Source organism: Tissierella pigra (assembly GCF_018917845.1).
GTDB classification, from domain to species: domain Bacteria; phylum Bacillota; class Clostridia; order Tissierellales; family Tissierellaceae; genus Tissierella; species Tissierella pigra.
The window spans coordinates 2350793-2364912 of the sequence record NZ_JAHLPJ010000001.1; the positions used below are offsets into that span (position 1 = coordinate 2350793).

A 14120-nucleotide genomic window follows, 5' to 3' on the forward strand; every position below is an offset into this window, starting at 1 on the left:
AATACTAAATGCTTTCATCCTTTAGTATATCTACTATATTATCCTTTTCAATTCTTTTAATTCCAAAATAATATGCAGAGTAAATACTCATTACTATTATTATAATATATACAACCATAATTTTATAATCTAAATATACTAGAAAATCTTTGATACCAAATAATCGATTGGTCTTAACAATTCCAAGCAAAATAATTATACATAGAGGAATAGAGTATATAAAAGGGTATATGCTATAATATATTCCTTCCGTCTTAAGCATTTTCTTTAATCCATCTTTTGTCATACCCATAGATTTTAACATTGCAAACTCACGGCTTCTATTTCTTAAATTATTATTTATACTTGAATATGAATTGGATACTCCAATTATCCCCATAAATAGTACAAATGAAAAAGCTGTTAAATACATTACTTTTCTTGAGTTTTCTACTTCTATGGCATAAGAAATTTCATCCGAAAGATAGTAATCACTCTCTGGTATATAGTATTTAGCTATATCCTTTATTTCATCTTTTACCTGTTCAATATCTTCGTTATCTACTAGTAAATTAACATACTCCGTGTGACTATAATGCCCTGGTAGATTAAACTCTCCCATCATTGAATTTAATACTTCTTTAGGTACTATTAATGCAATATTATAATTTACTATATAAAAATCTTTCCAAGGTTTTTCAGAAGTTTTATACGAAATATCTATATCATAATTGTACCCATTATCACCATATTCTCCAAATGATAAAGAAGTGATATTATCATTTAAATACGGAATATAATTTGTCCTAGATATAGGTGTATTCATATCTTCTCTTACTAAATTTAGGAAAATAGCCTTAGGATTTTCCATGTCATAATATTTTTCTGGATCTTGACCTAGTGACTTAGCATATAAGTTGAAATTATCATGATCCATACCAATTATCTCACCTGCAACCTCATAATAATCATCCACATATCGTACACTAAATTTCCTACTATCAATATCCTTAAACCCTCCCATTTCCCTAAAATTATTAGATTCACTTTCAGATTCAATCTTAAATAACAGATGTGAACGTTTATACATGATGTTTTCCTTAATTTCAGATATCTCACTTATTTCATTAAATAGATTTTCATCAATTATTTCGTTGCTATTTAGATGTATACTTATATTATAATAAGTTTTCAAGCTATTTAATATTTCATCTGCATTTACACCTGACATTACAACTAGAAATGTAAATAATATAGTAAAGCCAATTCCTATAGCTATTATAGTAGTCCTAAAGCCTTTTTTATTAGCCTTTAATGAATCTTTAGAAAGACTTTGGATTATCTTTGCAGGATTATAGTCTTTATTATGTCCTTTAGTAGCTTTAAAACTATCATAGTTAACTCCATTATATTTTATAGCCTCAATTGGAGATATTTTACTTAGTTTCTTAGCAGTTCTACTAATTGACAGCAAAATCATTAGAAATGATAGAATTAAAATAATAAAAATAATTATAGGAGATGTTTTAAATGTCATATTAAAAATACTTCCATCCATATTAGAATTCGCAATACTTTTTACCTTTTCTATAAATAAATAGCAAAATAAATGCCCTAGCCCTACTCCCAATATAATTGGTATTATAGATAAATATATTGCCTCAACTTTTACCGTTCTCTTTATTTGCTTAGGAGTTGCACCTATGCTTTTAAGTATACCTAATTGCCTCAATCTATTATTAGACCATATGGCAAATACATTATAAATTATTATAGAAAACATAAATATTATTAGGAATATAAAAACAGAGGATACAAATATAGCATTTGATTTTTCCTCCCATATCTTAATTGAAGGAGGATATATTCCTTGAAGCAATAAGTATCGTGAATTATATCTTGAACTATAGGAATATTCATTCCCTACTTCTTCCCCTAACTCAAATCCCAATATCTTTCCTATTTGTGGTAAGTCTTTATATACTGACCTCGGGTTTTTCATCCTTAGAAATACATTTAGTTTAATATTTTCATTCATAAATTTCCTATCTAAAAAACCTAACCCTTTATAATAAGGCTCATAGGACAAGCTTTGTCCTGAAACAATGCCAACTATAGTATATTCTCTTATATCCTCACTTACAAAATTTTCATCTTCATACAGAAAGTCAAATACATCTATATCTTTACCATCTTTTTCTCTATGCCCATGATTTATTTTTATCTTGCTTCCTATTTTATAGGATGGATTTTCTTTAATCAGATTTCCCATTACTACAATTTCATTTTGATTATTGGGAATTCTTCCTTCTAATATTAAATTCTTATCTTTCATATTATCCCAATACCCTTTATCCATATATGAAATATTTATATAGGGCTTTTCCATATCTATTTTTCCTGTATAGTATTCTGATTTTAAATAGACCTTATCTACCTTCTGATTCTCTTCCAAATATGGAATCTGAGCTTTGTTGATATAGGATTTAAATGTTCCATGATAGTTTCCATTATTGTATATTGCTTTATCAACTTCATAATTCCAATTCATATACATGATTAGTACCATAGTACTTAACAATATAACAGCTATGGATATAACAATAATTATAGATATGGTATTCTTCTTATTTTTATTTAAATAATTCAAAGTATATTCAGTGAGGATTTTCATTGCATCACCCCATCTGATATTATATTTCCATCTTCCAACGTAATAATCCTATCTGTTTCCAATGCCATTTTTTCATCATGAGTTACTAAAATTATGGTTTGCTTATACTTCTTATTTGTTAATTTTAATAATTCTATTATCTCATTTGAATTATTTCTATCTAGATTTCCTGTAGGCTCATCTGCCAATACAATTGCTGGTCTATAGATTAAGGATCTGCCGATTGCCACTCTTTGTTGCTGTCCTCCTGAAAGTTGACCTGGATAATGATTAAGTCTATTTTCCAAACCGAGAATACGAACTATTTCATTAAAATACTCCATATCCACAGTTCTACCATCTAAAAGTAGTGGAAGCAATATATTCTTCTTCACATCAATTGTTGGAATCAAATTATAGAATTGATAGATTAACCCTACTTTTCTTCTTCTAAAAAGAGCTAATTCATTTTCTTTCAAAGTAGATATTTCCTTGTCTTCAATAAACACTTTCCCCTCTGTGGGTTTATCAACACCACCTAATATGTGTAGTAGTGTCGACTTACCTGATCCACTGGAACCAACAATAGATAGGAATTGTCCCTTTTCCACTGAAAGATTTACTCCATTAAGGGCTATTACCTTCGATTCACCTTTACCATAGGATTTAATTAGATTTTCTGTTCTCAATATTTCCATATTTATCCCTCCCATGGTTATAATTCTATAATCCTAAAGTGACATTTAAGTGACATTTTAAGAATAGAATTTAATCCTAAATCTAGCTCCCCCATCCTTTTTATTTTCCACAGAGATTTCTCCATTATGCTTTGTAAGTATTAATTTTGACATGGCAAGACCTATACCAATACTATCTTTCTTCGCATTTTTCCCCTTATAAAATCTATTAAATATATATGGAATATCTTCTTTAAGAAATCCTACGCCACTATCCTCTATTATTATCTGTTTAAATATGGGATTAGAACTAATCAAAACGTCTATATTTCCATTGTCCTCCATATGCTCCACAGAATTTTTTATAATGTTTAAAAATGCTTCACTTAACCAATATATATCTCCTTCTATACTTGAGTTATCGTCTAATATGTTTATTGTTATATTCTTTTTTTCAATCAATGACACTATAGGCTCAATTCCTAAGTCTATAATATCCTTTAACTTTACCATTTCTTTTGTAAATTTTATAGTATCAGCATCTAACTTTGACATGGTTAATAAAGAACTAGTTAATAACTCTAGTCTTTGTATTTGTTTATTTAATCTATGTATATACTCTTGCTCTTCATCTTTAGAGCAGCTGTCCTCCATTAGTTGAGACATAATATTAATAGAAGTAATCGGTGTCTTTAACTGGTGGGATATATCTGCTATATTATCCTTTAAGCTCATTTTATCTTTAACAGCTTTTTCTTTTAATTCTCTTAAGGTTACAACAGTCTTATATAATTCATCTGAAACAATAGCAAAGTCTTTATCCACATTAATATTTAGGGAATAGTTGCCTTTGTTAATATTCTCCAGATATTCCTTTAACTCATTGACATTCCTTCTTTTATTTCTACTTAAAGTCTCCATACATATTCCACATAAAATAGTAATACAAAATGAAAACATAATACTTAACAAAAATATATTTTTTTTATCTTTTATAAATATAAATTTTCCATGACTATATCCATATTTATCTAATGTGTCTTTACCAATAATAGAGTATTTGTCAAAATTTGATTTTAGTTGATTCATGGCAAGTATCTCCAATTCCTTAGAATCTTCTGATATTACTCCAACTACAGTAGACAATTTATCAAACAATATATTTTCGTAATAATTATATAAAAAAATAGAAAAGAAAAATGATAATAGCAATACCATAACCAACAATAATGCTTTATACCATGGAGATTTATTTAATCTTGCCATTATTATTCTCCATTCTATATCCTATTCCCCTAATGGTTTTTAATATCTTTGGATTATTTGGATTATATTCAATCTTTTCTCTTAGCCTTTTGATTGCCACAGTAAGGGTGTTGTCATTAATAAAATCTCCATCTATATCCCAAAGCCTTTCTAAAATAAATCTTCTCGTTAAAGTTTGGTCTTTATTCTCCATAAACATTTCCAGCAATCTATACTCTCTACTGGTTAAAAATATTTCTTTATCCTCTTTTAATACCTTTGTTTGAGATTTAATTAGCTTTATATCATTTGAAAATATTACATCATCTAAAGATATATCTCTTTTCACACGTCTCAAAACTGTATTTATCCTTGCCTCCAATACAGATAATTTAAAGGGTTTGGTAATATAGTCATCTGCTCCCAATCCTAAGCCTTTGACTATTTCCTCATCTTCATTTTTTACAGTAAGAAAAATAACAGGGATATGGGATTTTGATTTTATAAACTCAAGAAAATCATATCCGCTTCCATCTGGCAAGTTCATGTCTAATACAATCAAGTCATAGTCCGCTTTAAACTTTTCTTTTCCTGTAGCTATATCACTTCCTATTTCTACATTGAAATCTCGTTTATCTAAATATCTCTTTATACCAAAAGATATATTTTCATCATCTTCAATTAATAAGATATTTTTCAATTTCTTCACCTCTGTTAGTATAATTCCCTTGAATACTTTATTATAATTATACTACAATTAATAGAGATTATATTTTTCAATTGAAAAATATATAAGATTCTCACTTCCTTCTCCATATAGATTTCCTTTAGTGAAGTTTATAAATACTTTATAATTATCAAGGGTAATTTTCTTCTTATTTAGCTTTTTATTAAATATATTTTTATACTCATTTAACAATAATTCTTTTTCATCTTCCCTTAATTCTAAAGTATTAATTAGGTTAGTAAAAACATAAATATCATCAGATTCCAAATCTGCTTCACGCTCTCCTCGTATAAGTATATTTATCTTCTCCATCTCTTTATCCTTTAAAAACATACTATATCTTGTTCTTGTACTATCTGGTTGAGAATAATGATAATAGCCCTCAGAGTCTACAAATTCTATTAGACTAAATTCTTCTCCCATTATAGCATTATCTAAAAAATATTTATCATGAAAAATTTCATTACAAAGTTCCCTATGATAGTCATTCTTTATATCTAAAAAGTTAACCTTAATAGCTATAGAGTTGCCAGCACCTCTACTTCTATTTTCAGTATATACCAGAGTTCTTCCTATTTTCTCTGAAATAATTTCATCAGGCTGTAATTTTTTATATTTCATATCTGAAACATAATCCTTTAAACCTTCAGCTATACTCTTATCTAAAATTTCAACTATATCAGCAAAATATTCATCTAGGAGTTTATCATTATTATTAAATACAACATTTTTAAATTTAGAAACGCTAGTTTTATATACTTCCAAATATGGTGAAATAGAATTTCTTTCATCAATACCATCTTTATATTTTTCTTTTAAACTGCTTATATCCATAATAACCTTTTTCATATCATCGTTTATATACATTTGGTCTTCCAAAGCATATTCTAAATGTATTTCATTTTTCTTATTATACTTTATATAACCTAGTTCTTCTACTAATACGGTCTGTTCTTCTATATTCATAGTACTAGAACAACCTGTTAATATCAATAAAGCTCCCAATATAAATATAACCTTTCTCATAATATCCCTCCTATCTAATACCTACTTTAGTTATCTTTTTGCTTATGAAATATCCTATGGCTCCTCCTAATAATATAAATAGGATATATATACTATTGTTTATTTCTATCCTTATTATTTCATTTAATATAATAGAGACCAATAGACCGCTACAAATAGTTACTCCTATTTTAAATATTTCTCTAATGACTTTAAATGGTATTATCATATTTTCATTTTCAACTTTTGAATCTTTATTAAATTTATTTCCTATTATTATATTTATAATAATTAAAGCCAAAGATATTATATATTTAATCTCTAGGTTTTCTATAATCTTAATATTGGCAAAAACCATTCCATTACCATCATAAATCCATATAGTATTACGTTCAAAAGCATATAACCAAGGTATTAGCCATCGAGAAAAATTCGTTAAATCGTAGAGAGCTGATATTCTTATGAACTCATTTAATATATAAGTTGATGTATACAAAATAAACCCTGGAGCTAACCATACTAGTATTCCTGTAACTATACCTCCTACTAAATTTGTAAAAGTATATTGAACCATAAACAAAAATGTATAAAAACTAAGAATTATTAAATATATAATCCCTATTTCTTTTAACAAACTTGCTACACCATCAGCCTTTATAAATGGCTCCGATATAATACTTATACCATAGACATCTTTTATCCAAAACATATTGTTCATTCTTACAATTATTATTCCAATAGTTAAAATCATAAAAGCCAAAGTTATATTAATTATTCCAGTAGATAATTTAACCTTAAAAAACTCTCCCTTACTTATTGGTAAAGATTCTAAAAATCTTTTTATTTCTTCATCCTTTTCTGTTCTAAATTGAATAAATACCTGTATTACAGAAACTATTGTAAATAATATTAAAATCATAGGAGATATATCTCTAAATGCATTTTGAACTATGGAAGTATTTCCCTCCAATCCTTTTACAAACATTCTTCCATACATTTCGTTTAAAATTATACTAAACATTATAATTAAAAATAAACTGACTAAAATAGATAATAATAATATCCATTTCATAGATCTGGTTTCATGTTTTAATATGGATTTATTCATCTATTCCACTCCCCTCCTTAATTTTACTAGTATATACAAATACTTCTTCCAAAGTAATTCCTATGTTCTCAATAAGCTGTGCCCCTATTTCTTTTAAATCAGCTATTAAAACCTCACCATAATTATCAGTAACCAAATAATATACACTACCAATCTTCTCAATATCTATAATATTTTCTAACTGATGTATTTCTTTTTCCACATCCCCTTCAAATACTACTTGTAACTTTTTCACGTTTTCTTTTATCTCATCTATATTAGATTGATATTTGATTTTCCCTTTATTAAGTATTGTAATTTCATCACAGATTTTTTCTAATTCGCTAATATGATGGGAACTTATTACTATAGTTAATTCTCTTTCATGAACTTGGTCTATAAGTATATCCAGTAAATCCTTTTTTACAATTGCATCCAGACCTGATGTTGGCTCATCTAAAATTAATATTTCTGGTCTAATTGAAAGGTTTAGCATAAGAGATAGTCTCATTTGCATACCTTTAGATAGTTGCTTTATTTTTTTATCCAAATTTAATCTAAATATCTTATTATATATCTGAAAATCTGTCTTAGAAAAATTCTCATAAATACCAGAATAAAATTCTACTATTTCCCTTATCTTATAATCCTTAAAATATTGATTTCTATCTCCTACATATCCTATTTTATGTTTTACCTTATTATTATCATAAACTTCTTCCCCTTCCACAAGGACTTTTCCTTCTTTAGTATCATATATACCAGCTAAAATTTGTAAAAGAGTAGTTTTACCAGCACCATTTTCTCCTATTATTCCATGAATAGTTCCTTTTTTTATCCTTATATTTATATCATCTAAAGCTGTAAAATCTCCAAAGTCTTTTCTCACATCCAATACTTCTATCATTTTAACCCTCCTTTTCAATATCACAATATATCTTTTCTATTTCCTTAAATATCTTTTCCTTATGAAATCCCAAATGTCCTAACTCTATACATATAGTTCTAAGACTTTCTAATGATTTGATTATCCGATCACTATCTATAGGATAATCAGCAGGTATACTTATAAAAGTTCCCTTTCCCCTTACTGTATGGATAATTTTTTGTCTTTCTAACTCTTGATATGCTTTACTGACTGTATTAGGATTAACAGAAAGCATACTAGCCATTTGCCGAACTGAAGGTAGTTTATCATCAGGTTTTAATATATTCTTTAAGGATAATTCTTTTATATTATCTATAATCTGTTCGTAAATTGGTTTATCACTAGTAATATTTATATTAAACATAGATTTCCTCCTTTCAGTGTATTAAGTGTATTATATATAATAGTACACTAATTGTAAAGTATATATGCCAATTTTTTTAAAATTTAAATGACATATTTAATATTAATATTTAAAAATTCCCTTATAAGCCAAAGAACTACTGACAAATTATATAATTTGCCAGTAGCTCTTTATTATGTTCTTTCTTTCTGAACTTTTAATTTTACTTCTTTTTTAAATTCCTTTTTACCAAATAATACTTTGTATAATTCTCCTATTATTAAGGGGAAAAGTGCAAAGCTCATTATAACTCCCCAGTCAATTAAGCTTAAAGATACAGTATAAAATATTGGCTGTAAAACTGGTATATATATAACTGCTAATAAAAGACAGAAGGAGAATGTAGTTGCATATATCATAGTTGGATTTGAAAATATACCTATTTCAAAGAGAATATGTCTTTCTGATCTACTAGAGTATGCTCTAAGAAGTTCAGCCACAATCAATGTTGAGAATGCTATGGTTCTAGCTTTTACCAAATTATCTGGAAATGCTCTAAGTCCCCATACATAAGAAATCAAGGAAGTAATACCTATTGCCACGCTTTGTATAAGTATATTTGTCATCATAGCTCTATCAATTATAGGTGAGTCTGGATTTCTAGGTTTTATCTTCATTATATCTTCTTCGCCTTTTTCTACCCCCAACGCTAATGCTGGAAAGCTATCAGTCACTAGGTTTAACCATAATAACTGTATTGGTAAAAGTGGTATAGGTAAATTAAACAATATACTACTAAAAACTATAATTATTTCTCCAATGTTGCAGGATAGAAGAAATAATACAAACTTCTTAATATTACTATAAATTATTCTTCCCTCTTCAACTGCTGATACAATACTTGCAAAGTTATCATCTGTAAGAATTACTTCAGCAGTATTTTTAGCTACATCAGTTCCAGTAATTCCCATGGATATTCCTATATCTGATTTTTTTAGTGCCATGGAGTCATTAACTCCATCTCCTGTCATTGCAACAATTTCACCATTTGATTTAAGAGCAGAAACTATTCTAACTTTATGTTCTGGTGATACCCTAGCATAGACTGTAGTATTTTTCACTATTTTTTTAAGTTCTATATCTGAAATTCTATCTAGTTCTTCTCCTACTATGACTTCATTTATGGATTTAGCAATTCCTAATTCCTTGGCAATTGCATAGGCGGTTTCCTTATAATCACCAGTTATCATAACAGTTTTTATTCCTGCACCTTTACATTTTTCAATGGCTTCCTTGGCTTCAGGTCTAGAAGGGTCTATCATACCTACTAAACCCACAAATATCATTTCTTTCTCAATATTATCTGAAGAAATATCCTTTGGAAGATCATTATATTCTCTATAGGATAATGCCAAAACCCTTAAAGCATCTTTAGCAAAAAAACTATTAGTATCTAGAGCTTTTTTTCTTAAAGATTCGTCAAAATCTTTTATTTCTCCATTTATATTAATATATTTACATCTTTTAATAATTACATCTGGTGCTCCCTTAGTAAAAGATACTACCTTTCCTTTAATATAGTTTTTATGAAATGTAGTCATCATCTTTCTATCAGAATCAAAAGGTATCTCCTCAATTCTAGGATATTCCTTATTCATACTGCTTTTCATTATATTTCCTTTATGAGCCAATGTCACTAATGCACCTTCTGTTGGATCTCCTATTATATTAAATATTCCATTGGTTCCATTTATATTTGCATCATTTGCCAATACTCCTATTGATAATAATGTTTTTAAATCAGCTATTTCATTGGGATCTACTTCTTTATTATCTATTTTAAATTCACCTTCAGGATTATATCCAACTCCAGTAGCATTATAAATTTTGTTGCCAGTGAAAACTTTTACTGCTGTCATTTCATTCTGAGTTAAAGTACCAGTCTTATCTGAACATATAACTGTTATACTTCCAAGTGTTTCTACGGCTAAAAGTTTTTTGACTATGGCATTTCTTTTAACCATTTTATCCATACCTAGAGCTAGTACAATTGTTACTATAGCTGGTAGCCCTTCAGGTATAGCTGCAACAGCTAAACTAATTGCCACCATAAACATTTCCATTACTTTTCGTCCTTGTAATATCCCCACAGTAAATACTACTATACATACTGCTATGGTTAATAGACCTAAATACTTTCCTAACTCATTTAATTTTTTTTGCAGTGGAGTTAATTCTTCTTCAAAGGATTGAATCTGAGTTGCTATTCTTCCAATTTCTGTATTATGACCTGTTTCTACTACTATACCCTTAGCTCTTCCATAGGTCGCAATAGTACTCATAAATACCATATTATCCCTATCTCCTAAACTCATATCCTCTTTATAAACCTTATGACATTTCTTTTCTACAGGTACCGATTCTCCAGTTAAAGATGCTTCATCGATTTTCAAATTAGAGCTTTCCATTAATCTTATATCTGCTGGAACTATGTCCCCTGCTTCAATGACAATCAAATCACCAGGTACTAAATTCGATGCAGGAACTATATCTAAGTATCCATTTCTAATGACTTTTGCCGTTGGAGATGTGATTTTTTGGAGAGCTTCAAGAGCCCTTTCAGCCTTTCCTTCCTGATAAATCCCTAAAACAGCATTGACTATTACAATAGATAATATTACTATGGAGTCTTTAATCTCTCCAATAAAAATAGATACTATAGCAGCAGCAATTAAAATTAAAATTAAAAAATCGGAAAATTGAGCAAGAATTTTAGACATAAGCCCTGCCTTTGCCTTTTCTTTCAATTCATTTGTTCCATACTTTTCTAACCTTTTTTGAATTTCTAAATCTGTTAAGCCTTTCTCTATACTTGTTCCAAGATTTTTTACTACTTCATCTTTTCCTTGTTTATACCAATTCATCTTTCTCCTCCATTCTATTTATTTAATCTTTTCATTTGGTAATCTACTATATATTTATATAGTTTGTCCTTATGTTTTATGACATCTTTTTAAAATAAAATACTTATTAGAATTATATATAATTCTAATAAGTATTTTATAGTTTCCTAATTCTATCCTTCTAAATAAGCCTTTTTTAGTCTTTCATCTACTAGAATTTTCTTTGAGTTACCTTCCATTTCTATTTCACCATTTCTAATTATATATGCTCTATCTGCTACATTAAGAGCCATATTGGCATTTTGCTCTACTAAAAGAACCGTAGTTCCAGATTTATTTATATCTTTTATAATGGAAAATATCTCTTTAACTATAATTGGAGCAAGTCCCATAGAAGGTTCATCTAACAATATCAACTTAGGTCTTGACATTAAAGCTCTACCTATGGCAAGCATTTGTTGTTCTCCACCTGATAATGTACCTGCCATTTGACTTTTTCTTTCAAACAGCCTTGGAAACAAAGAAAATATATTTTCAAAATCCTTTTTAATATCTTCCTTATGATCTCTTATATATGCTCCCATTTCTAAGTTTTCCATTACACTCATTTTAGAAAATATTCTTCTTCCTTCTGGAACATGAGATATTCCCAATTTAACTATACTTGGAACATTTAGAGAATTTATATCCTCTCCGTTAAATTTTATTTCTCCACTTCTAAGCTTTTCCATTCCTGATATGGCTTTTAGAGTTGTACTTTTTCCTGCTCCATTTGCTCCTATTAAAGTAACTATTTCCCCTTCCTTTATTTTAAGGCTTATATTTTTAAGTGCATGAACTCCTCCATAATATACATTTATATTTGAAAGCTCTAACATTGTAAAGCCTCCTCACCTAAATATGCCTTGATTACCCTTTCATTTCTCTGTATTTCTAAAGGAGTTCCACTGGCAACTAAATGTCCATAGTCAAATACAAATATTCTTTCACAGATATTCATAACTAAAGACATATCATGCTCTATAAGGATTATAGTAAGGTCAAAGGTTTCTCTTATCCATTGAATTAGAAAGTTTAATTCCTTGGTTTCCTTAGGATTCATTCCTGCAGCAGGTTCATCTAGTAATAGTATCTTAGGTTTTGCAGCTAAAGCTCTTGCTATTTCTAGCCTTCTTTGATCTCCATAGGAAAGATTTTTAGCCAGCTCATTTTTCTTATCTAATAAATTAAACTTAATTAGAAGCTCTAAAGCTTCATCATAAGTACTTTTTTCAGTCTTATAATATGAAGGCAACCTAAAAAATGTAGAGACTATACTATATTTTAGTCCACTATGAAATCCCATAAGTACATTATCTAATACCGTCATATTTTGGAAAAGTCGTATATTTTGAAATGTCCTAGCAATCCCATAATGAGTTATTTTATGAGGCTTTAAATCTTTAGTATATGCTTTTTTATCTAAATCATAAATTATTTCCCCTGATGTGGGAGTATATATTCCAGTCAATAAGTTAAAAAGTGTAGTTTTTCCAGCACCATTAGGCCCTATCAAACCTATGATTTCACCTTTCTCTATATTTAAACTAACTTCAGTAACTGCCTTAATACCACCAAAGTTTTTTGATAGATTATTTACTTTCAATACTGACATTTCTCTCAGCTCCTTTTTTCCATAATTTAAATTCACCTTTACCTAAAAGTCCTGTTGGTCTATAAACCATTATTGCAAAAAGAACTACTGAATAAACAACCATTCTCAATTCAGGAATACCTTGAAGGAATAATGAAATTATGGATAATAAAATTGCTCCCAAAATTGAACCTTCTATACTTCCCATCCCACCAAATACAACGATTACTAATATATCAATGGATTTCATAAATCCAAAAGAGTCTGGCTTTATAAAGTAAAAATAGTTAGCATAAAGTGAACCTGCAATGCCTGCAAAGAATGCACCAATGGCAAAGGCTAAGACCTTATAAAACGTAGTGTTTATTCCCATGGCCTCAGCTGCAATTTCATCTTCTCTTATGGCTATACAGGCTCTTCCATGGTATGAATTAATAAAATGTTTAATTAAAAATACTGTAGCTACTGTCATCATAAATATCCAAGTCCAATTTGTATATTGAGGAATATCATTGAATCCAATAGCTCCACCTATATAATCTATATTTAAAGCTATAATCCTTACAATCTCACCAAATCCAAGAGTTGCTATAGCAAGATAATCTCCCTTTAATCTTAATGTTGGTATGCCAATAAAAATACCTGCAAAGGCGGCAATAACTCCTGATACCAATATGGCTACTATAAAAGATTGCCCAAGTTTTGCCGTAAATACTGCTGATGTATAAGCACCTATTGACATAAACGCTGCATGACCTAAGGAAAATTGACCAGTGAACCCTGTAATTAAATTTAATCCAACAGCTAATATAATATTGATTCCAATAAGAAATATATTTAATTGTAAATAAGAATCTATTATTCCTATATCTAGTAATATCTTTACTAGAAAATAAATTATAGTTAATATACTAAAACTTATAATATTCTTTTTCATGTC

At 28.4% G+C, this 14120-nt stretch carries 12 protein-coding genes; all 12 read right to left on the reverse strand.

Annotated elements, in window-relative coordinates; translation table 11 throughout:
* Positions 1-4: 4 nt before the first annotated feature.
* The 12 genes from KQI41_RS11485 to KQI41_RS11540 all read right to left on the reverse strand — a co-directional run bounded on the left by KQI41_RS11485 (position 5) and on the right by KQI41_RS11540 (position 14117).
* Complete coding sequence (locus tag KQI41_RS11485) at positions 5-2653, reverse strand: ABC transporter permease (protein WP_154442615.1); 2649 nt, start codon at positions 2651-2653, stop codon at positions 5-7.
* Complete coding sequence (locus KQI41_RS11490) at positions 2650-3330, reverse strand: ABC transporter ATP-binding protein (protein ID WP_154442613.1); 681 nt, start codon at positions 3328-3330, stop codon at positions 2650-2652. Before KQI41_RS11490 ends, KQI41_RS11485 begins: the two co-directional genes overlap by 4 nt.
* A gap of 57 nt (positions 3331-3387) precedes the next feature.
* Positions 3388-4575, reverse strand: coding sequence for a sensor histidine kinase (locus tag KQI41_RS11495; RefSeq protein ID WP_154442611.1), 1188 nt, complete (start codon positions 4573-4575; stop codon positions 3388-3390).
* Entirely contained in the window at positions 4559-5254 is a 696-nt protein-coding gene (locus KQI41_RS11500; RefSeq protein WP_154442609.1) for a response regulator transcription factor, read from the reverse strand. The genes KQI41_RS11495 and KQI41_RS11500 overlap by 17 nt, the downstream gene beginning before the upstream one ends.
* A gap of 57 nt (positions 5255-5311) precedes the next feature.
* Entirely contained in the window at positions 5312-6307 is a 996-nt protein-coding gene (locus KQI41_RS11505) for a membrane lipoprotein lipid attachment site-containing protein (RefSeq protein ID WP_154442607.1), read from the reverse strand.
* Between the two features lie 10 nt (positions 6308-6317).
* Positions 6318-7394, reverse strand: coding sequence for a hypothetical protein (locus KQI41_RS11510; RefSeq protein WP_154442605.1), 1077 nt, complete (start codon positions 7392-7394; stop codon positions 6318-6320).
* A complete protein-coding gene (locus KQI41_RS11515; RefSeq protein ID WP_154442603.1) occupies positions 7387-8280 on the reverse strand; it encodes an ABC transporter ATP-binding protein in 894 nt (297 codons plus the stop codon). Before KQI41_RS11515 ends, KQI41_RS11510 begins: the two co-directional genes overlap by 8 nt.
* A gap of 1 nt (position 8281) precedes the next feature.
* Entirely contained in the window at positions 8282-8665 is a 384-nt protein-coding gene (locus KQI41_RS11520; RefSeq protein WP_154442601.1) for a GntR family transcriptional regulator, read from the reverse strand.
* A 173-nt stretch (positions 8666-8838) separates the two neighbouring features.
* Positions 8839-11568 carry a calcium-translocating P-type ATPase, SERCA-type gene (locus tag KQI41_RS11525; RefSeq protein ID WP_154442599.1) on the reverse strand — a complete coding sequence of 910 codons (2730 nt, stop codon included), beginning with the start codon at positions 11566-11568 and terminating at the stop codon, positions 8839-8841.
* 152 nt (positions 11569-11720) lie between these two features.
* Complete coding sequence (locus KQI41_RS11530) at positions 11721-12425, reverse strand: ABC transporter ATP-binding protein (protein ID WP_154442597.1); 705 nt, start codon at positions 12423-12425, stop codon at positions 11721-11723.
* Entirely contained in the window at positions 12419-13201 is a 783-nt protein-coding gene (locus KQI41_RS11535; protein WP_154442595.1) for an ABC transporter ATP-binding protein, read from the reverse strand. The genes KQI41_RS11530 and KQI41_RS11535 overlap by 7 nt, the downstream gene beginning before the upstream one ends.
* Positions 13179-14117, reverse strand: coding sequence for a branched-chain amino acid ABC transporter permease (locus KQI41_RS11540; RefSeq protein WP_154442593.1), 939 nt, complete (start codon positions 14115-14117; stop codon positions 13179-13181). Before KQI41_RS11540 ends, KQI41_RS11535 begins: the two co-directional genes overlap by 23 nt.
* Between the last annotated feature and the right edge of the window lie 3 nt (positions 14118-14120).

Excerpts from the sequence above, each read along its gene's own strand:
- KQI41_RS11485 (WP_154442615.1), bottom strand. The coding sequence starts at position 2,653 with ATGAAAATCCTCACTGAATATACTTTGAATTATTTAAATAAAAATAAG.
- KQI41_RS11490 (WP_154442613.1), bottom strand. The coding sequence starts at position 3,330 with ATGGAAATATTGAGAACAGAAAATCTAATTAAATCCTATGGTAAAGGT.
- KQI41_RS11495 (WP_154442611.1), bottom strand. The coding sequence starts at position 4,575 with ATGGCAAGATTAAATAAATCTCCATGGTATAAAGCATTATTGTTGGTT.
- KQI41_RS11505 (WP_154442607.1), bottom strand. The coding sequence starts at position 6,307 with ATGAGAAAGGTTATATTTATATTGGGAGCTTTATTGATATTAACAGGT.
- KQI41_RS11510 (WP_154442605.1), bottom strand. The coding sequence starts at position 7,394 with ATGAATAAATCCATATTAAAACATGAAACCAGATCTATGAAATGGATA.
- KQI41_RS11515 (WP_154442603.1), bottom strand. The coding sequence starts at position 8,280 with ATGATAGAAGTATTGGATGTGAGAAAAGACTTTGGAGATTTTACAGCT.
- KQI41_RS11520 (WP_154442601.1), bottom strand. The coding sequence starts at position 8,665 with ATGTTTAATATAAATATTACTAGTGATAAACCAATTTACGAACAGATT.
- KQI41_RS11525 (WP_154442599.1), bottom strand. The coding sequence starts at position 11,568 with ATGAATTGGTATAAACAAGGAAAAGATGAAGTAGTAAAAAATCTTGGA.
- KQI41_RS11530 (WP_154442597.1), bottom strand. The coding sequence starts at position 12,425 with ATGTTAGAGCTTTCAAATATAAATGTATATTATGGAGGAGTTCATGCA.
- KQI41_RS11535 (WP_154442595.1), bottom strand. The coding sequence starts at position 13,201 with ATGTCAGTATTGAAAGTAAATAATCTATCAAAAAACTTTGGTGGTATT.
- KQI41_RS11540 (WP_154442593.1), bottom strand. The coding sequence starts at position 14,117 with ATGAAAAAGAATATTATAAGTTTTAGTATATTAACTATAATTTATTTT.